24 protein-coding genes are annotated in these 20507 nt (G+C 47.4%); all 24 read right to left on the reverse strand.

Translation table 11 applies throughout. The annotated features are described in order from the left end of the window. Positions 1-5: 5 nt before the first annotated feature. Entirely contained in the window at positions 6-1529 is a 1524-nt protein-coding gene (locus GY843_RS11315; RefSeq protein WP_297309631.1) for a hypothetical protein, read from the reverse strand. Further along, complete coding sequence (locus GY843_RS11320) at positions 1529-2026, reverse strand: hypothetical protein (protein ID WP_297309633.1); 498 nt, start codon at positions 2024-2026, stop codon at positions 1529-1531. Before GY843_RS11320 ends, GY843_RS11315 begins: the two co-directional genes overlap by 1 nt. Beyond that, complete coding sequence (locus GY843_RS11325; RefSeq protein ID WP_297309635.1) at positions 2026-3747, reverse strand: hypothetical protein; 1722 nt, start codon at positions 3745-3747, stop codon at positions 2026-2028. Before GY843_RS11325 ends, GY843_RS11320 begins: the two co-directional genes overlap by 1 nt. After that, positions 3744-4691, reverse strand: a complete 948-nt coding sequence (locus GY843_RS11330) for a hypothetical protein (protein ID WP_297309638.1) — start codon at positions 4689-4691, stop codon at positions 3744-3746. The genes GY843_RS11325 and GY843_RS11330 overlap by 4 nt, the downstream gene beginning before the upstream one ends. Positions 4692-4694: 3 nt before the next feature. Continuing rightward, positions 4695-5033 carry a hypothetical protein gene (locus tag GY843_RS11335; protein WP_297309640.1) on the reverse strand — a complete coding sequence of 113 codons (339 nt, stop codon included), beginning with the start codon at positions 5031-5033 and terminating at the stop codon, positions 4695-4697. An 8-nt stretch (positions 5034-5041) separates the two neighbouring features. After that, entirely contained in the window at positions 5042-5803 is a 762-nt protein-coding gene (locus GY843_RS11340) for an N-acetylneuraminate synthase family protein (protein ID WP_297309642.1), read from the reverse strand. Positions 5804-5844: 41 nt separating this feature from the next. Beyond that, entirely contained in the window at positions 5845-6330 is a 486-nt protein-coding gene (locus GY843_RS11345; protein WP_297309643.1) for an HNH endonuclease, read from the reverse strand. Positions 6331-6525: 195 nt separating this feature from the next. Continuing rightward, positions 6526-7188 (reverse strand): class I SAM-dependent methyltransferase, encoded by a 663-nt coding sequence (locus tag GY843_RS11350; protein ID WP_297309645.1) that lies wholly within the window; start codon positions 7186-7188, stop codon positions 6526-6528. Then, the gene (locus tag GY843_RS11355) at positions 7142-7651 is read right to left on the reverse strand and encodes a hypothetical protein (RefSeq protein ID WP_297309647.1); all 510 of its coding nucleotides are present in this window, start codon (positions 7649-7651) and stop codon (positions 7142-7144) included. Before GY843_RS11355 ends, GY843_RS11350 begins: the two co-directional genes overlap by 47 nt. A gap of 89 nt (positions 7652-7740) precedes the next feature. After that, the gene (locus GY843_RS11360) at positions 7741-8313 is read right to left on the reverse strand and encodes a hypothetical protein (RefSeq protein WP_297309648.1); all 573 of its coding nucleotides are present in this window, start codon (positions 8311-8313) and stop codon (positions 7741-7743) included. After that, positions 8306-9103, reverse strand: coding sequence for a radical SAM/SPASM domain-containing protein (locus tag GY843_RS11365; RefSeq protein ID WP_297309651.1), 798 nt, complete (start codon positions 9101-9103; stop codon positions 8306-8308). Before GY843_RS11365 ends, GY843_RS11360 begins: the two co-directional genes overlap by 8 nt. Further along, positions 9072-10028: an aminotransferase class IV gene (locus GY843_RS11370; RefSeq protein WP_297309652.1), complete on the reverse strand. Its 957-nt coding sequence runs from the start codon at positions 10026-10028 to the stop codon at positions 9072-9074. The genes GY843_RS11365 and GY843_RS11370 overlap by 32 nt, the downstream gene beginning before the upstream one ends. Continuing rightward, positions 9997-10725, reverse strand: coding sequence for a sulfotransferase family 2 domain-containing protein (locus GY843_RS11375; protein ID WP_297309654.1), 729 nt, complete (start codon positions 10723-10725; stop codon positions 9997-9999). The genes GY843_RS11370 and GY843_RS11375 overlap by 32 nt, the downstream gene beginning before the upstream one ends. Positions 10726-10853: 128 nt before the next feature. After that, positions 10854-11873 (reverse strand): 6-hydroxymethylpterin diphosphokinase MptE-like protein, encoded by a 1020-nt coding sequence (locus GY843_RS11380; RefSeq protein ID WP_297309656.1) that lies wholly within the window; start codon positions 11871-11873, stop codon positions 10854-10856. After that, a complete protein-coding gene (locus GY843_RS11385; protein WP_297309658.1) occupies positions 11854-12531 on the reverse strand; it encodes an acylneuraminate cytidylyltransferase family protein in 678 nt (225 codons plus the stop codon). Before GY843_RS11385 ends, GY843_RS11380 begins: the two co-directional genes overlap by 20 nt. A gap of 22 nt (positions 12532-12553) precedes the next feature. Next, the gene (locus GY843_RS11390; protein WP_297309660.1) at positions 12554-13012 is read right to left on the reverse strand and encodes a hypothetical protein; all 459 of its coding nucleotides are present in this window, start codon (positions 13010-13012) and stop codon (positions 12554-12556) included. A gap of 1 nt (position 13013) precedes the next feature. Continuing rightward, positions 13014-13475, reverse strand: coding sequence for a hypothetical protein (locus GY843_RS11395; RefSeq protein ID WP_297309662.1), 462 nt, complete (start codon positions 13473-13475; stop codon positions 13014-13016). A 9-nt stretch (positions 13476-13484) separates the two neighbouring features. Next, positions 13485-14498, reverse strand: a complete 1014-nt coding sequence (locus tag GY843_RS11400) for a 6-hydroxymethylpterin diphosphokinase MptE-like protein (protein WP_297309663.1) — start codon at positions 14496-14498, stop codon at positions 13485-13487. Between the two features lie 3 nt (positions 14499-14501). Continuing rightward, on the reverse strand, positions 14502-15716 hold the full coding sequence (locus GY843_RS11405) for a DUF5309 family protein (protein ID WP_297309664.1): 1215 nt from the start codon (positions 15714-15716) through the stop codon (positions 14502-14504). 31 nt (positions 15717-15747) lie between these two features. After that, a complete protein-coding gene (locus GY843_RS11410; RefSeq protein WP_297309666.1) occupies positions 15748-16575 on the reverse strand; it encodes a hypothetical protein in 828 nt (275 codons plus the stop codon). Between the two features lie 20 nt (positions 16576-16595). Further along, positions 16596-16889 (reverse strand): hypothetical protein, encoded by a 294-nt coding sequence (locus GY843_RS11415; protein WP_297309668.1) that lies wholly within the window; start codon positions 16887-16889, stop codon positions 16596-16598. Between the two features lie 217 nt (positions 16890-17106). After that, the gene (locus GY843_RS11420) at positions 17107-17469 is read right to left on the reverse strand and encodes a hypothetical protein (protein ID WP_297309669.1); all 363 of its coding nucleotides are present in this window, start codon (positions 17467-17469) and stop codon (positions 17107-17109) included. Beyond that, a complete protein-coding gene (locus GY843_RS11425; RefSeq protein WP_297309672.1) occupies positions 17447-19357 on the reverse strand; it encodes a hypothetical protein in 1911 nt (636 codons plus the stop codon). Before GY843_RS11425 ends, GY843_RS11420 begins: the two co-directional genes overlap by 23 nt. Continuing rightward, a partial coding sequence (locus GY843_RS11430; RefSeq protein WP_297309674.1) for a hypothetical protein occupies positions 19358-20507 on the reverse strand: 1150 nt, incomplete at its 5' end.

A 20507-nucleotide genomic window follows, 5' to 3' on the forward strand; every position in this document is an offset into this window, starting at 1 on the left:
CCTTACTATGTTGCTTCACCGAGTTTATTTGATGTGTATTCAACCTCTATATGAAATGCTATAGGTTCTGCCGTTGGGTTAGTGCCTCCGTCAAGTGCAACTCTTTTTACTTGGAAACCTATTAAATCACCAGCAGTTAACGAGGCGCTTGCAATTGTACCACCAGATGTCTTTGTGAGATATTTTGCCGTGGCGGGAAGGTTTTGATCCCCGAAGTCGATTGTGCCTGTGTGTGTTGGCGCATCAATAGCCTCGGTTGCACCTGTAGGACATGCAGACCAGTTTATTTCCCATTGAATTTCTCCATTAGGTGCGTCTCCGTAAGCTTCATCTATGGCCCAATACACTTTAAGCTCTATAGCTGTTGAAGAATCCCAATCAAAAGGTATTTCAAACTCTGTAAGCATATCATCATTAATGCCAAAAGCCCACCCAGCATATGTACCAAGGCTTGTTTGATTCGCGCCACTTGCACCAGGGGCAAGACTAACAATATTAACCTTTGCTTCCTTTACGACTCTAGCTGTTCCTGATAGCGTAATTTCACCATCAGATGCAATATTTACTTGATTTGTCCCATCTCCAATTTGAGCATCACCCTCCACATCTAGTGCAGTAGCAGGAGCCGTAACCTTACCAATACTAAAATCGCCAGCGTGCGCACTTTTTCCTCCTTTTGACATTATGGCCCAATTGTCAGTGGCGGCAGTTTGCGCTTCTAATTCTAACAGGGTTGCTTTATCTAATGTATTATAACCAATAGTTATAGTTACTTGTTGGATGTGTGCTTGTATAGCCTCAGTAATTGTAGAGTTAACGGCATTCATTGGCTCTATATTAAGAGATTTTGCAAGAGTTATAGTTCCAGTTTTTCCAGCTTGCGACTCACCAGCAAGAGTCAACGCAGATACGCTACTTATGGTTCCATTTCCTCTATGCTCCCAATGCATTCTTCCTGACCGATGACCGCCCAAGGCTACTCCTGTAAAAGCATTATCACCATAAAAGTACACATGCGAGTTAAATGCGCCTTGACTTGTTGCAGAAACGGCACCGTCTGAGGAGTCTGCATAAATTTGACAGTCCATCGCCCTAGTGTTTAATGAATTGTCATCCATAACTGATATTACAGAAAGAAACTCCCGTATCTGGTTAGGAAAACTGCCTGAGTAATCAGAAATAGTTAGCCTATTTGAACTGGCATCCCAAAACGCGCCTGGATAACCAACCGTTGTCCCCCATATAGATACATCTTGACCAGCACCACTAACACCAACATTGAGCGTGCCAGCTTTTATGTCAACATTTCCTCCTGTAATATCCAAACCTTTATTCAAGGAAAACTGATCTTCGCTTTCATCCCAAAATATCTTTGGGGTTCCGGTAACATTGACCTCAACAATGTCTTCGTCTTGGTCTACACCTGTGCCTATTAAAATTCCATCTAAAACAGGCCAAGCACAGAAAGCTACCATTGGGAAGATAAAAATCCACCAAAATATTATGAGAGAACTTTTGATTTTCTTCATTAGACTATCGCTCCTGAAGCATTTACCCAATTACTTCCATCATAATCAATTCTGTAACCAAGATCTGTATCAAAATAATGCTCAAATTGGATTGGCGTAGCCGGTCTGTCAGCGGTGGTGCCACCATTCCCAACTGTTCTTGTGGAAACCTTCAAGCCAGAAGCACTCAGCGAAAGGGACACCCCATCAAGTTTGATTTGTTCGCCAGAAGCATCTGACTCCAACCCGCCAGTGGATAGGTTCTTAATTGACGCGCCACTAGAAGTTACTTGCAAACCACCATCAGATGTCGGGTCAAGTGCGAGATCGTTCCCCGATTTAGTCAAGCCGGAAGACGATGCTAACTCAAGGGTCAGAACATCCCCCGTGATGGAGAACACGTCCCCGAGCGCGGCACCACCGATACGCTCCTCATACAGTTCACGTATCAGTTCACCAACCTGCCTTCTAAGGTCTGCTATAGTCTCCCCCGACAGGGGGTAGGGTACATTAGCCATTAATCACCAACCGCTGATGCTTCAAGCGCCCAGGGAGCATATATCACGACATCTTCTGAGTCAGAGCATGTAATCTTTATCGAGTGTCTGTAACCCTCCATCAAATGGAGATGTGTGGACCTCTTCCTCTCCCTGGAGGTTGTGTTCAATGTCATGGTGGTTGAGTCCGCCGTCCCGTCAACGTAGAATGTCACCACAACGTCAGCGCCACCCGTGTCTATATCGTAATACAGGTATTCCAGATTCTTCTTCTTCAGGGCTTCCTTGAACACCCTGTCACCAGTCTGGAGTGTGGTGGAGATGGTTTCAGTGCCGGACTCGTAGTATTCGTAACCACTCTTCGTCAAGTATCTTGTACCGTTGTCTCTGTCATATTTGTGTGCGTCAGCTATGAAGTCATCGTGGAAGAACACCATCTCTGGCCATGCGTTCATGTCGAGGACCAGGCACTTATCGACTGTCGTACTGCTTGAGGCGTAGTAGAAGTAGTACCTGTCCCCATCATACTCTGAGAAACAGACCGTCAGGTCATCGAGGTCAGTGAAGAACTCTGTGCCGAGGTACTTCTCCGTAATATTCTTATTGAACACCCCATCAAACAGGTAGATACCGTCATACCACAGGCCCAGGATGCCGTACTTGGTCTTTTCTACTGTGTACCGGTTAATAACGCCATTATCGGCGAACGTGTACTTCAACGCCCAAGTGTCAGGGTCGTTACCCTGAAGTCTCTTCCACTCCCTGGTTGTGGCGATGTAGAGTTGATCTCCCCACTCGACACATGCCACCAAGTCTTCACCATCTGTTGAGACTGTGGCGTTATTACCAGCGAGGTAACTGAAGGGGGCGTAGGTTTCCGTCCAATACAGTTTTTCCCCTTTAATACCGAATATCCTCTGGATGTAGACTGCAACGTCAACGAAGTCGCCCGGGACGGGGTAACTCTGTGAGGATGCCAGGGTGGAGGATGCCTGGAGAGTGGCGTCGGTAGTAACATCTGAGAATGTCGTTGTCGTGTTGTCCATCAACTCTTTAACGAGGTAGTTAATCCCTGAAACAGACCGATACAACCTCCGTCTAATGTCAAGACCATCACCAGCATACCCGCAGGTCGGAATACCAGACCACTCCACCGCATTTTCCGAAGGTTCAACAGTCCCAACGCTAGACGCGCCAGTCTCGTAGGCGTGACCGTTCGGGAATATGACGTAGAAAGTAACGTAGCAGTAGTACGTTCCGTCAGGCCCACCTACTTCCGCTGCTCCTACGACAACCTCTGGTGCTGCGGTTGGGTTTTCAACCCCCCACGTGTAATCCTCATCGTCAAGGAACGCCTTCTGATTGGCTCCACCATCAACTGCGAAGGTGAACCCAAGGTAGTTGGCCCATCTGGGTTTTGCGTTTCCACCCATCAGACCTACATTAGTCCATGAGGTTCCTGTCGTAAGTCTATGATATATGTAATTGAAATACGCCTGATCCCCGAGGCAGTAGGCTTTAGAGGCGGCGTAGAGGGAATCATCGTAGACCTGAAATCCGTGGACGGTGCTGTCAGAATCCGTGTCGATGGAGTAGAGTTGGTTCCTCGATGGCCTTGCGGAGAGTTGTCCAGCAGTCCTGAAATCCCACCCCGAACATGATATCAACTCATCTTCTCCAAGGAACAGTGGACCCTTCTTGAGATTAATCCCCTTATCGAACGTTATTGGTTCTCTGCTCATGGGAGGCTCTTCTGGTGTGGCATGTTAGTCATCCAGTTCCAGACCGCAGCCCTCCTCATTGGCCTTTGACCATCAAAGTTTTTCTTCCTCTTCCTCTTGTACGTTTCAATCTCTCCGAGGAATCTCTTGTGATATCCCGGTGCCCTCTTATACTCAGCGGAGTCCTCCGGGTTACTCGCCAACAGGTCAGCGGTGGCATAGTACACTAGCGCTTTCTGGTATTCTCTTGGTATTTCAGGGTATTGAGCGCCAGTTACCCCCAACCCTTCGGTCGGCACAATCAATTCTTCGGGGAACCTGTAGTACTCTAGGAAAACGTTGCCATCCATTTCTTCGGCTTGAGCCACGACGCCGGTATCGACATTCATCACAAACTCATCCGTATCAGTCATGCGGATTATGACACCATACTCGCTTGCGAACGTGAACGTGGGACACACCCACTGGACCACCTGCCCATATTCTGAGTCAAATGATATCTCACCACCGTCAGTATCAGGTATTGGAGTTAGACCGAACATACCGATATTGCCATACGTCCTGTCAACGTACAACTGCTTCGGGTTCCCGGTCGCAGTTCTCCAATCCCCATACTGATAGTTTAACTCATTGTGGGTTGTGATAACCAACTGCTCGTAGCCGTAGGTGTAGGAGGATTTGAAGAAGTACGCTGCCTCAAGGTCGAGGAAATTCCAGGGGAGTCTGTACGTCCGATAGTTCGCCTTCATCTCGACTATAGCATATGTAGCCAGGCAGAGAGTTTCACGAACGAAGTCTTCCTGTCCCCTGTTCAGGGCGTCGTCCACCCAATCGTAATCTGCCGCCCCCCCGGTCGGGGAGTACCGGACAGTATTAGTGGCACGTAGGTTTTTCAAGACAAGTGCCCTCAACTCAGTCAGGGTATATCCACTGAATTGCCCTGTCTGCTGTGTGACAATTGCCATGGCTTACCTCACATAGACTTTTATGGAATTTGCTACTAAGTTGGTCGAGTTCATAATTGACAGACCGTGCCGAGTTTTTATGGCATGACCACCCGGGGCAGTCCACGTCAAGGTTCCATCCACACCACCCACGCCATTTATGTCTATAACCGCACCCTGCAAGTCATAGGTGCCATCATATATTTTTCCAACTTTGGAATTGGTTGGGATGGTGTTATCATCTATGAGTGTCAATCTTGAGTCTGCCGCATCGTTATCAACCGTTGCAGATACTGCTACAATCTCATGTTTACCTGCCCTTAATGGATTAGGTATATTCCCGTAACACTGGAGGGGGTACATATTCTACCTCATGTTCTAAGTTTTTCGATTATTGGGAGTTCGGAATCGTACACGACCTTCCGGCCATCTCCCATCATTTTCTCAATTAGTTCAATCCTTCTCATTAATTCAAACACACCAGCGGGTTCGATGCTTGCGGCTTGATCGCTACCGTACATCGTCCGGTCAAGTGTCACGTGCATCTCAATCATCTCAGCACCGTAGGCGACTGCGAGGCACATAGCCATGAGTCCCGGGTAGTGATTCGAAAAGCCAATCTTCGAAGCGTACTTCAGGTTCCTCATATACCCCACGTTAATCTCTTCCGGCACTGTCGGATAGGTGGAGGTACAGTGCATCGTGCAGTATTCGAACGGGTGGAGCAAGTCCTGCGCTGCCGAAATCTCATCCTCAGTTGACATACCGGTTGAGAGTATGGTTGGAATCTCATTCGCCACACACGCCTTCAGTATGTCAGTGTCGGTTATCAGAGCAGACGGCACCTTCATCATCGGCACACCTAAGTCCATTAGAAAGTGGAAACTGTCCACATCCCAAGGACTTGCGAACCATTTGATCTTGCCGGTGCAGTATTCGTTTATGGCGACGTAGTCTTGGAAATTAAATTCAAGACCCTCTTTCTGTTCCCTGTTCGTCGTGCCCCACGGAGATTGTCTTGGAGCGTCAAGTTCCTCCTTGGAGTACACCTTGTCAACCGTACGTTTCTGGAATTTTACGTAATCACAACCCGCCGCATACGCCACATCAATGAGTTTTTTGGCTATCCCCAAATCTCCGTTATGATTGATGTGTCAAATACCTATCTCGGCAATTACTTCGATAGGCATATAGCATCACCCCCTTCCATTTTTCCGGTAAATCTACCGGATTTGTCCCTAACCATATTCGCTACGGACTGTTTGTGGTGAAAACTTAAATGTTCTGACTTTTGCATGAGCATCAAGTTTTCCAGTTTGTCATCATCTATGACACCGTTCACATGATGAACAACCTCATCTTCAGTCAAATACCGCCCCAAAGACTCTTCCATGACCAATCTGGACCTCAAAACATATCCCCTGCCTTGGGCATTTCTGGCTGGATGGTCAGGACTATAAACTAAAATATAGCCGTTTGAGTTTTTAATTTCGCCACCCTTCCAACCACGTTTGTTGCCATATTGCTGATGTCCCTTAATATATTTTGGAAATTGTCCTAAATGCGACGGGAAATAATGGCGTTTTCTCAGGACCAGTAGCCCACCACATCCACAACCACAACCTGCGTAACCAACAATATCATTATCTGCTTTCCCCATTTTTCCCCTCCTGACATCTTGGACACGTTGGTCTTCCGTTAACAGACTTCCAACCGTCTTCAAGTGGTTGACCAATCTTATGTTCCAGAATATTCACATACGCATTTGTCGTTTCTTTCTTCCCATCACCGGCGAAGAACCTTTGGGTACAAAGTGGCCCATTGCATCGTAACGTGACGTAAAGACGATTATCCATCACCCCTCCTTCCTGCAAATACCATACATGAATGTCGTTTCATCCCCTCGATGATTCACGTCCTTCACCTTCAATATCTGATAACCATTGAACCAGAAACCCAAGAGTTGTCTGAACCTACTCTCAGTGAGTTCAAATAGATGGTACTCATTAGTATCGCTCGGTCCGCCTGACTCTGTCAATGGTGTGCTGATAACCAGAGTACCACCGTCCTTGAGGGCAGTGAGGAATTCTGTTATTAGCTTAAACTGTTGGGCACCTGCGATATGTTCCAGACCCTCGATACATGCAATAACATCGTACTGCTGATCCCCAAGGTAGGCATCCTCAAGGTCTGCGACACTAAACATCCTGTCCAACGGGTCGTGGTTATTTCTGCGACAGTATTCAATTGTTACGGGGTCAATGTCCATCCCACGATACTTGACACCGAACGGTTTGAAAATGTCTGCGGCGTAACCCGACCCACACGGGAAGTCCAACACCTTCATCCCGGGTCGCATGAACATGGCTGGAAGATGGTATCTCGCACGATGTCGCGCTATCAGATCCGCCATTTCCGGCATGTTAGTCCTACTTATCTGGACATCCTCTCCACTGAATGTGAAGTTCATGTCATTCAGGTACAACCTCTCCTCGTTCGCTCCCCCTCTCCAGATCATAACCTAACCTCCTAAGTGCGCTTTCAAGTCTCCCCTGTATTTCCTCATCCGTCCGTCTTTCGGACATTTCCATAAATACAACTTTACGCCCCTTGAGCAATACCTCTGGACCCTGATTATTTATGTAATATACTCCCTCTGCGGCTACAGTATCCGGCAGACCACATTTTTCGACCAGGCTTTTGATCGTTTGTTTCTTGCTTCTTGAACATCTCACCCAAATAGGATCTGGATAGAAGCATATAAGTGCCCCTAGTATGTGCGGTAGCGAGTTGTTAGGTTGTTTGAAACCCCACGGCGCACCCTCTTCTAGTCGCTTTCTAGTATAATCTGATAGGGCGTTGTGCCAACCAGTATATACCAACTCCCCATATGTGAACTGTTGATGTATGTCTGAAATAACCTTCTCTTCGTAGTGCCCGTCTGGAGTAATGGGATCGTATGGTTTAAAATCATTTCCCATACAAATACCCATCCTCTCATGTAGAACCCTAGCGACAGCACTCGTCCCAGAACGAGGACATCCGAGAACTATGACTGGATTCGGATACTTCATCCCACATCCCACGCCACTACACTATCCCCACCAGCCTTAATCCTTTCCTCTATCTCTGTGTCCGTCGCTCTTTCAGACATATCCATAAAAATAGTCATATTGTTTGGCAGAATTTTATCCATCGAAGTATTCCTGAAGTGGTACATGCTTTCACCTTGGGACTTTTTCGTGCCGAAAGCAGCAGTACAACTTTTCACCGTCTGTTCTCGCGTCCTATGGCAACGCACAAAAACTGGAGCAGCGAAGTAGGTAACAAGAGGACCAAGGACTATCGGATGGGCAAATTTGGGATCTTTCAACCCCCACGGAGACTTCAATTCGTACATCCTTTTGGTATAGGCGACAAGCCCCTCGCCCCAATACGTATGGTTACAGTGTGCCTCAATTAGTAGTGAATTAATCCGGTGTATCTCTTCTGACTCGTAGCTGCCGTCAGGCGTAATGTCTATGGATTTCTTGAGGTCGAACCCCATGAATATCCCCATATTCTCATGCAACACCCTCGCTACAGCACTTGTACCGGATCGTGGCGGACCCAGAACTATTACAGGTTCCTGATATTCACCCACGCGGTATTCCCCAATAGTCACACCCGGAACACAGCGGAACCTCATCCCGCCTGCCCTGGATGTGTCTCTCAATTATTTCCCTGCGCTTCACAGACTTCCAGATAGAAGCCAGCGATTTACTCTTGATATTCCCCAATCGTCCTTCGCCTTCAGGGTCAAAGCGAACGCAATGGGCAACATTACCCCATCTGTCAATCGCAAGATGACTAAGCAGGTCAAGGCAGATACCGTGTTCTGGGATCGTAACAGTCTTTTCATAATTGCGACTTCCCATCGGATCGTGAAGAATACGCCTCGCAACAGTGCCCTCCAGTTCCTCCCATCTATCAGACCGTTCAACCCCGCCAAGTAGTCGATAAACCATGTAAGGTCGCCGAGATTTTTTTCTCTTAACAAAACTTTTGACGATATCATATTGCTCGTCCCCCTCTGGATCGTTAGGAATTACTGACACCGTTAGAGTGTCGAGGTTGCCGATGATTTCGTCTGCCTTCTCAAGCAGGAGTTTCCCGTTCGTGTTCAGGCACCTGATATTCTGGTTGAAATAGGCTAACGCAGTCCCGAGGTTGGGGTACATCAGGGGTTCGCCGTTGTTGTGAAACTGGATCAGAATCCCTGACGGTATCTGGCTGGTAATCTTCCTGACCAGTTTCAGGGGCATATTGCCAAAATCCCTCGCCAGTTTGGGATGGTCACGCTCTAACTTTCTGCGACCACACATCCAGCAGGACTTATTACACTTTGACGTTAGTTCAATATTAACTGTGGTTAGACCGTTCATTGAACTCATAAGGCGACACCCCCTCTTTGGCACCCTCGTCCCACGCTTGGATTTGGGCTTTGATGTCTATGCCGTTACAGAAAACATCTACCAATTTACGGAACCAACACCCAGGATCTCCATCTCCTATCTCTACGCCGTTATATTTTGTTACTGGCAATATGCAAAATGGCGTTCCTGTAAAGAAAGATTCATCGGCATTGTAAACGTCGTACGGCTCAATATTTGTTTCTTCAACGGGGTACAACTCAAATATACGATCTCTACTAATCCCCCTTAAAATATTTCTCGGTTCTGGTGTTTTTATAACACTATCTTTTACAATAAAGAAATTAGCCCCAGTCCCCTCAGTGACAAACCCATCCTCATCAAGCAGCAGCGCCCAATTATTGTCCCCCCGATATCTGGACACCTCAATATTAGCCATCTGATAATGAAGACGACTCCGGTTCTTAACCTTCGGGTCAAGGAGGTGAGCGGGTATGGCTCTTTGGGAGGGGGTCACGGCGTTAATGCCCGTGTCAAAGAGTTTGCCCATACCCGCTGTGGTCCACCTCAAGGGGAAGTCGCTGATAATCACGTTGGTCCCAACATGACCCCCAGAAACATCCCCATATATACCCAATAACCCCCTCGTAACATTAATCATCAAACGGTGTTCGTCATCGGGTTCAAACTGGTTTGCTGCCTGTACTTCATCACATGCCCGGGTCAACTCGTCAATCCCCATTGACATCGGGATGTGAACATACCGAGCTGATCTAAGTAGTCTTTCAAGGTGTTCGCGTAATTTAAACTGGACACCATTGAAGGATCTTGACATTTCAAAAATTGTGTCGCCAAACTGAAATGCACTATCGTATATTGAAATACGAGCTTCTGACTCGGGAAGGATTTCCCCGTTAATCCAAACCTTCCTTGAAGAGTGCTTCATTTAATAATTCCCCCGCTAAATTATATAAAGCAATATCTGGTTCTAGTTGATCTCTAATTATCTCTAAATCTTCCTTGCTTACATCGACCTTATACTTTTTAGGTGTAACGCCAACGGTGTCAAGATCACCACCAATTCCGTACCGATGTTGGAACAGTTTCAACGTATCTTCCGGTCTTTCAAGGATGCCGACAGAATCGTAGTTCTGGCAAATATTGTGGCACGCACTGAAAAACATATCCCTTAAATCATATACCAACTTCCCCTCTTCATCCACCATCTCTAAACTAGAACAGATATATCCGGTTTGTGCATTTACCCAGAAAAGGATGTTTGGGTCTTCATTATCAATAAATTCCATGAGAGAGGGTTTTTCCTCCCGCATCTTTGCGGCGACCTCCATGTTGGAGGGCATATTTATGAAGTGATTATATTGAGAAATAGTCCTAGCCACAGGTTCTCTTAATATCGTTACATATTTGAAACTTCTTGGCAGGGGGATTTGATCGTAACCAAAGTGGCCGATAAAAAGATTGTAGTACCCAAAAACTGTGTCATGTGGCATGTTTGTTTGCCAAGCGTTGGCACTGTTCATTATTTTATAACGCTGGAACTTTTCCCTAAAAAGTTTTTTCCAGCTTCTCCCACCCGTCTTCGGAATGTGAGTGAAGGCTACTTTAAGTTCATTTGTAACCATCTGGTCCCCCTCACTCATCTTCCCTCTCTGGCTTTATCCCCAATGCCCCCCAATCCATTGAGGTACATCTCAGATAAACCTTCGTTCCTGCGGAACCCAACAGATTAATTGCCGCCATAAATTCCAGATCAATTTCTGGCAAGCTGCAATAATTCTTCTCTATGTGCCTGCATGTCGTAGCGCAACACTTTACTTTCGTCCCCGTCATATCTTTTCACCACCCTCAACTCGTCTATAGTTTCCCCCGCCTTCATCCTATCAAAAATCTTGTCGATAAGTGTTATAGAATCCTTAATCGGGCGGACATTAATTGCACTCCCACTCTTGCCAAGTAACCCCACCGATGAATCAATGAAAAATCCAGGCGGTGTCAGGTCAGAACAAACTTTTTCTATCCACATGGAATACATAAACAGCGCCGGTAGGGTCCACTTCTCCTCCCCCGCAACATCAACAACGGGGAATAGGTTCTTCAGTTTCTCCTGTTTCGCGGACTCCTTATCCGCGTAATAGTCTTTCACTCCCGATAGACAGAGTTCGTTCCCGACAAAGACGCAAATTTTCACACCAAGCACCAATGTAACAACGAAAAGCGCAGACGAAATCGAATTGCCACCGCTTCCCAACTGTCTGCCAAGTTTTCCCCTCACTTTTTTTCTCAACTCCTTGCCGATGCTGTAGTACGGGAGAAACCAAACATCACCCTGCCACTTCTTAACCGTGTCGTGATCTATAACTGAACTGGCAAAAAGCGTAATCCCCCTACTATCACAGTCAAGATGCTGTGGTATGTCTACGTCGTCGCTATCGCAAGAAATGACGTAGTGTGGCTTGACACCATGTTTTAATAAATACTTCAGTGAGCTGTTCGAACATAGAATCCGAAAGTTGTCACTGATACCCTTCAGGGCGTGGACATCCCGTTCCAGGGAGGGAGAAGACCCGACAAGAATAAAGGCTTTTGGATTGCCCTTGTCGTGCTTGTCCTGCAAGCGCCATATGCTGTTTTCCTTTTTCAACAGGGGAAGATTTTTTATGGTGTTCGCTTCCCACTGTTTCCGCATAATCTTGTAGCCTTCGTTGCCCTCAAACCCTTTATTGAAGTTCTTTATTATCTTTCTGTGCTGATTAACGTTGTAAATACTCATAAGCCCTCTCCGCCATGTACCAATCAAAAGGAGTATCTATCTCAAAACTTCGTTCCCTACTCATTTCATAGAGCTTTGCCTTTTCAGGGTTGCCAATGAAATTACCGTAAGCTATCAGCACGTCCAACATACACCAATAAATGGAACCGTTCTCCATGAAGAAATCATCTCGGGTCTGTCTGTTCGGTCTTTGAGCCACATTGTAAGTACAGGCTGGACCCTGGTTGGAGGGTTTCCCAATCCATCCCATCCAGTCGTGCCATTGTACACTGACGACGGTTTGGTATTTCTTCATCTTAATGTACTTAGAAGATTTCGCTATATCATCTGCTGTTCTCAGCGGTGACGTTGGGTTCAGTAGACAGAGGTACTTGTGTAGATAGGTCTGCCTCGCGAAGTAATCATACAAGACTTCCGAAACCTGCACGTCATCTCCACCCAGTTCGTCCAATCTCCTGTGACTATCGACTTCGCACTCCCCTGCGATCTCCAGAATGTCTTCATCATCCGTTGAAACAAGAATTTTATCAAACACACCTGAATCTTTCGCTTGGTCGATTGTGTGCTGGATGAGAGGTTTACCGTGAAAGATTTTTTTATTCTTCCCCGGCAACCCCTTGCTCCCTTTCCTAGCTGGAATAAAAGCTATCGCATCCATATCCCCTCCTCAGTCAAAATGTTTACGCCTCCCTATACCTCACCATAAGATCGTAGTTGCCAAGGTGCGCCGCAGTAATTGTGTTATGCCCCATATCCAACACGGCGTCAGAGGTGAAGGTTGTATTTGTCGTTGCCATCTGCATGTAGCACAGAGGGTGCTGGACATCATCTGTTACGCTAACGGTCAATAGTGCGAACCGAGATGGTGTAGCCGAGGCAACAGTTCTCATCCCCACACGTATTTTTTGGGCTGCACCATTAATGGCACCTGTAGCATTTATATTTCTCTTTAGGAAACAGTCTGTCACGACAACTGTTCTGCCAAAGGTCCATCCATTCGAACCTGAACCAGCAGACAGAGAAGTTTCCAGCATATTCATGGAAACTGCAATGCCCGTGTGGAGGTCAATATTGCGGAACGTTACTTCATGAAAGACCCCCGTGTCAAACAGGGGGCAAAGTTCGCTGAAATCTGACATTTTATGCCTCCCTGTATCTCACCATCAAATCATAATTCCCCGTGAAGGTCGTAGTCTCTGTAGCATGATTGAAATCTAGCACAGCGTCAGAGGTGAAAGTGGTTGAGGTTGATACTGTCATAGCATTGTAACACAGGGGATGTTGAACATCCACCGTCACACTAATTGTTATCAACGCAAAGTTTGTTGGTGTCGCTCCAGCGGTGCTTCTATGTCGCAACCTCATAATCATTTCTGGGTCGTTGGTCGGCGCTGTCGCGTTTACATACCTCTTTAGAAAAGCGTCAGTTACAACAACAGTCCTGCCGAATGAAAAACCGTTCGCGGCAGTACCAGCAGTCAGAGAACTTTCCAACAGATTTGACGTGAAAGAAGTCCCCGTAGTTCTGCATATATTGTAGAAAGACACTTCATGGAATACCCCTGTTTCAAAGATGGGGCAAATTTCTGAAAAATCACTCATTGTTAACTCCTAATCGTAGACTATATCTCCTAGCCTAGCTGTCCTATTTGGATGCACCACATCAATACTCCGAGTTTCACTTAGGAAAGGTTGCCCTGCTCTCATAATCTGCTTCGCCTGGGCGACCCCGTTCTTCAATGTCAACTGCCAGATGTTGGGTTCGTTGCCACTCTTACTGACCCCGAATATTCCCGCCTCCGTACAATTAAAAAACCACGCCGCCTCTGCCATCTGCCCGATAAACCACTCAGACACGATCTTCAGCGTAAACAGCATTCGACTTGTGTAGACGACCCCGCCGTAGATGTCCACAGCGGGTTCGCGCTTGTACTCGTCCTTCTCGTCTGTACGATCAACGTAGTACGTTGTTTTTTTATCCTTATAGCTAAGTTCGTTTCCGACAAAAATAATGACCCCGCATCCAAATATTAGTATGGCAATTGCTATGCCTATATTATACTGACTGCTCAAGGCCGGGAACAATTTCCCAATGCCGTTCACGGGCCTGTACCATTTCTGGAGTCTTGTCATCCACGGCTCGATGTCGCTGGCGAGGGCTAACCACCTTAATGGTCCCTGCCATATCTCCAACATCTGGGGGTAAGCAAAAACGTTCGCTATAAGGGTTATATCCTTAGTTAATGCCATATCCAAACCATCAAAAAAGTCCCCCTGAGAATGGTGTGGATCGACGGTTATCACGTAGTCAGGTTTGATGCCACTGTCGAGCAGGTACTTCACGTTGCAAGAGATTGCGAATAGTACGAAATCCTTGTCGTGCTGTAACTCTCTCAACTCATCGAGTTGGTTGGCGAGGGCGGGGCTTGCACCTATCATCACGCAGGTTTTGCCCTTGTGGGCATCCTCCAGTTCTGCCGCCCACCGCTTCCCAGACTCCCTGAATAGTTTTCGGTTTATTCGGGTATTTTCTTCCCACAGAGCGCTGCCATGCTCACCAGTCGCTTCAGCGGCCAACTTCGCATAACCCATCCAACCTTCATGTCGCTCTGCGTATTCAACCATTAACTACCCGACATCGACGAGCAGGCCATGAGCAGCGTCAGCGTTCCTGATTTCCAGGGTGTACTGACCTGAAATCTGCCATTTCTCATGCCTACCGGTTTTTGCCATTTTCTCCAAGTGCCACGAATCCCCGGCCAACGGCCTGAGTGCTACCCTGGACCTGTCCATAATCATCAACATACCGGCAGGGAACCACCTGTCAAGGACGACGGGCATTTCAACACCCATGTCAGTTATGAGAACATCTTTGTAATAACCAACCTTCCTCTCTCCCGGTTCCGCCCTTCGGATACCATTCTCCATCGCAGCGATAACTCTCTGCTGTTTTGGTCCGACAACAATGATGGGGTCTGCCGAATCGTCAAGACCACCCGCATCATAAATCTTGTAGGCGAGGTCATTGATGTCACTCAAAACAAGGGCGTTGCCACTCCTTGCCGTGACCATCGTGTCCTCACGGGTGGCATCGTAATCAGGATCTCGCAACCTGTTAATTATACCAGTCATCGTCATCAACTCTGACGCGGCATCAGTGTAAATCACACCCGTCTGGGATATGCCCTGCGTGACAGAGAGCGCAAGTTCGCGCTTGATCTCCATCGTCCTCCGTTTAATCTGCAACTGGAGTTCACTGACGACCGCCTCCATGTCCATCCCCTTACGAGTCTGGGTAATGGAAACCGCCCTCTCGAAGACCTGCATAAGATTGCTTCGCTTAGTCCTCGCTACAGACGCATCGGAACTCGCGTCGTCATCATCGCTGTATGGCGATGCCACAACGTGCCATGTAGTAGTTAGCCCAGCCGTTACCCAAGTTGTCGAACCATAGGCTCCAGCAAGTTTCACACCAGCGGTCCCGAGAACACTCGTAACCTGTACGAGATAGTCAGTTCCACCACGCGGATCGACAGGTGCCAAGATCGAACCGTCACGGATCATAGCCTTACCTGATGCCTGACTGGAAAAACTTGTGATAAACGTCAGGGTGGTACTCACTTCAGACGAGTAGGCTTCAAAAGAAGCCGGGTTAAGACCATCTTCGATCCAATCGCACATAATATTATGTGCAGGCGGTCCCATTTTAATATGTCCAAGAATCTCCCTGTCTCCCTTTAAGACAGCGGCCAACACCTGGGAACAGTCTACCTTGTCTAACTTTGATGCCAGAGTCGCGGTCCACGCCGAATCCGTCATAAAGCCTGTACTCAAAATACTCATTGTCTATTACTCCTATTCTGCCAACCTGACACTAATCTCTAAAAATTTCTCCAAACATAGTGTCAAGCACACCATCTGCATCACCTTTCTCCACAGCTTCCGCTATTGTAGCCGATGTATTCGGCTTCCGATCAACATCCCGTCCCGCTACCGTACTAGAATCAACTTCTGGCATATAGGCATTATTGTTTTGTGTTTTAGTTTCTGTCGTCTTTCCCGCGCCCATGAGTTCACGTAATTTGGCGAGTTGCTCATCATTCGGAGTCTCACCCAACAGGTAACCGAGCGCCTGCATGGAACCTTCCTTGACCTGCTGCTTCTTCAACTTCTCACCCTCCTCGAACAACTTCTTCACTCCTGCTGCCGAAGATCCAAGGTTCGGGTTTAGTGTCGCGGCATGTTTGGCCCATGCGTACTTCTCATTGAAATCTTTGATATTCTTACTGTCTAACTTTATTTCCTCAAGGACTTCCTCGATCCGGGTCAATCTCGCAGCTTCCATAGCCTTACTGGTTACTGCTCTCTCCGGGTCTGCGTAGAATGCCTCGCTGAAATCTTCAGGGGTGGTGTCAGTAGATTGTGTCGTGCTATACGACATACGCTGGTTCTCTTCAAGTTCATCTATCTTAGCCTGAAGTTCCTCGTTCGCCTCTGTCAACCCCTTATTTTCCTGTGAAACCTTCGTTGAAAAACTCTGGACATTTTTGTATCCTTCAAGAAGCGCATCTGCCGTCTTGAACTGTCCAAGATCCCCTTCCGCTTTTGGTGCTATACCTTCGCCTTTGTCCTGTGCGCTCTTGAGGTCCGCTTCGATGGGTCCAAGGTCAACGTCAGGGAGGTTACTAATATCGTCTGCCATTTTCTGTTTAACTCCTCCTGTTAATTAATCTTTATTCGTGCTGTAATTATCACTTCCTTAGTCTTACCACCGTTTTCTTTCGTTTCGATAGAAAGATCGGACTGGTGTGATCTCAACACATCCCTAACCTTTTGAATTATTTCCTGTATCTTTTCTTCGTTGATGTAACCCAAAGTAAGATCAATTTTGTCTTTACAGTCACAATGTATTTCTGGTAATACCGAATCTTTTGATCCTAACTCTATTTTACCGACAACAGGGACCGGGTTCTCCATGTCCCTATTTTCTCTCTGGCCAAAATATTTCTTTCCCATATCCCCTCCAGAATGCCGTTAAACTTTAATATTTCCTGCCGGGTCGTTACCGTTCCCGGGTGCCACCTTCGAATCCTTCGGGCACGTGCCAATGGAACTCATCGGACCGATTATGGTCCCCTTACACTTACCTCCGCCAGCGTTCTTCTTAAACTTCGCCAGGGCGGTAGCCTTGGGTGGCCTTAAAGTTCTGTAAACCCCGGGTCTTTTACCCTGATTATTTTTCGGATGTCTCTGACTGTGCATGTTTCAACCTCTCTTCTTCTAAAATTTTGTCCTTCGCCTCGATGGTGATTAGAATCCACTGGTAGAACTCTATCAGACCCTTCGCAATCCCCTTGTCTAAATCACTAGACAGAGTATTTGTAGCAATATCAATAAGGCGCATATGATTAAAAAAGTATTCCTCGATGTATTCCCAGGCAGAAGACTCAACCAGTCGAGACAGGCCGTTACCCGTTTCAATGATTTCTCCACGTCTGTCTCCGCCAGTAGCCGCCAAAGTCTTCTTGCGAACAGGATTATCATTGATCGTCTTAAGGATCTGTCTCTTTATCCTATGTGGTGGTAGCGCCCCCATTCCCTCCCCCTAACGATGGTCTACCTGCTGCCATCTTCTTAATCTTAGCCTCATACGCCTTAATCTTATTAGCGTCGATGTCAACTCCGACGTCCTTGACCTTCGCATATGCGGTTGCGATATCCTCCACCGCACCGGTGTACGACTTAACAGTCTCAGCGAGAAGTTTGTGAGTCTCCATCTTCTTCTCTTTAGTTTCAAGTTCGACCACCAAATCTTTGATGAACGCCTCTTTCTGCTGCTGTTTCTGCATACCCTGAACCTCTTCAGGACTTAATTTCCTGAGAATCCTGTCGGCATTCTTAATGTCAATAGCGTCATACGCAGTAGTCAGGAGTTCAAACAGGTCCACCTTAAACGGTGTGTGGGCGCTCATTGTCGCCTCTGGCGGGATACTGACGGTCATATCCATAGCCGCCTGAATCTGCTGTTGGCGGAGTTCCTTGATGTGTGTCACGGAACTGCCCATAGGCTTAAACATGAAGAATCGTCTGATCTGTTCTTCTGATAATCTGTAGAAACCGGCGTCCGGTTCACCGACAATCGCCTCCCAATCGTCCTTCTCCATATAGCGTCTATTGAGTAGGACAACCCTTGTGGCGATGTTCTGAAGTGTCGTAAATTCCGCCATCTTCACAGCAAGGTCCAACCTGTTCATGGAAGCCTGCTGAAGTTTCATGACTGTGGTAGGTTGTTCCTGATGCTGTGGCGTCATCCCCCTAGCATATCCGAAGAAGGATAGAGCATTTTCCATGTCATGCTCACGCTGTGCCTCCTCCTGATAGGAAGATTGTGTAACATCTGGAACAACGAGTGGTTCAACATCATTCAGATTCTCCAGCGGCCATATGGCACCGGGGCTGTAGTTCATCAGGTCATAGTTAATGTCAGCACCCTGTCTCGCCTTGATAATCTGCTGAATCACCAAGTCAATATTGTCCCGCCTCGCGGACCTTATCAAATTCTTATCTTCCTGAAGGTGTTCCAGCACTTCTGGAATGCCCATAGCGAAGAATTCCAGGGGAAGTGGCATGTACTTATACTGCACGACCGGCATGTCATAGGGATATGGTGTTTCCACGTCACCTCTACTGTCCCTCAATATGACCCCCCTGTCAGCGAATGATATGACGTGACCTCCCGAAAGGTAGTGGATAGTTTCCACATTGTCCGGGTCAACCTCAAATGCCGTGATACCACAATCCTGCAATAACCTCTCATGCCACTTATTGTCGGAGCTGGACTCGTTGGGTGATCTCACCTTGTTGGCATTCTTGAATATCCCCTTCTTCCCGAGTGTCTGAACATCTTCGACACTCATAAACTCCCTGACGAAGACACCCTTGGACTTTGTGACCCTTCTCGCACCAGCGATTGGGAGTACATTCCAGAAGTCATGTGTCTTCAGGAGTGGTAGACGATACCTGCCGTCGCGGTCCCACTTCGGGTAGACCCCGAGGTAGGAGTTGCCAAGCATGGCACCACCCTTGTAGAAGTCAATCATCTCCTCGAAGAACTCAACATCTTCATGGCTAACCTGATGGTGCAGCACCTTCGAAACCTGATCGGCCAGTTTAATCGGGTCTATGCCCTCTTTCTTCAGGGTTAGAATCTCAGTTTCCCGAGGTTCCGTGGCGAAGAAAGGTATCTGAGCAAATAGGGTCTGCACCATGAGTGCGGTCGTGTCCTCGACAAATGCGAGGATGTCCCTCGATCTCGTCCTGTTCACATATGGCCAATCCGCCTCTGATACGCCTGAACCAAACCGGTACAACTTGTAGTGTCTCTGTGCCCTGTCAAAATAGGGTTCACACCACTCTTCTGAGGCGTCAAATCTCTTCAGCAACCACTCTAATGTTTTCAGATCCTTCTTGGATGGTTCTCTCATCTACATCGTTCCTCGCCGTCTGACGGCATATGCCTTTTCCTGTCTCGCCTTAACCATGTCAATCAGCTTCTTCTCACTCGCCTGTGACCTGAATACCGGTTCTTCCATACAGATGTAGCGGACAATATCGGCAAAATCTTTAAATTCTTCCAGGGGTTTGTCATTCTTCGGGTTGTACTGGTAGTTGAATAGGTGATGAATCGGACCACCCTTGCCCTTGCATCTGTCCATAAACAGGATGCCAGGCTTCGACTGTCCGGTCAGGACTGAGTAGTGGTGTGACACATACTCCCTAACCACCTTATGTCCCAACTCAACGTCACCGGGTCTGGACTGAGACAGGATAATGTGTCCCAACCCACGCTTTCTCAATTCACCTTCCCACGTCTTCCCCTCACGATCTTCTCTCACACCATATTTAGAGTCGAGTATTATCCACTTGGGTTTAGAATACCCGTGTTCCTCACGTTTCATCCGAATTTTCCTGACCGTAGAATCAAGGTCAGGGTCTTTCAGAAGGAGGTAGTCATACACGTAGATGCGATTACGTGGTTTGTCGTAAATCTCAATCTCTTCCGGGGCTACCGCAGCGAACAGGTAGCAGGATGCTCGGGCGTCGTGTGGGTCAATACCCTCTATTTTCATCCAATCCCGAGGCACCGTGAAGTCTTCGCAGATGTGTACATCTCTGTCAAGCATCTTATAGACCAACCCTGAAAGGTGTTTCCAAAGGCCCTTCTCTCGGGCTTCCCTCTCTTCAGGGTCCAGAGTCTTCAGATACTCGTCAATACCCGCCTTCGGGATGAAACCCATCATCCTGCCACACGTCGGGCAGGTCTTAGTCGGTCTTAGGAGGTTATAATTGTCATCAAGTGTCCTATTTTCCGGTATATCCAGATCGCACTTGAAACACCAGTCAATACAGTTCTCCCATATTTCGCCACGCATGACTGCGATTTCATCATCATCACCACCATTATTCGCGGCTTTCAGGGAGTATTCGTCATAAATGTACGCCTCTTTAAGTGGCGTCATCGTAAACCACGACGGGGCGTTCGTGACCACCTTACCACGTTCCGCCGCCTGGAGTATCGCCTTTGGTGGCGGTTCGTCCCAATGCGCCCAATGAACGTCAATCCCCTCAAAATCA

Source organism: Neptuniibacter sp., from assembly GCF_024231755.1.
GTDB lineage: Bacteria > Pseudomonadota > Gammaproteobacteria > Pseudomonadales > Balneatricaceae > Neptuniibacter.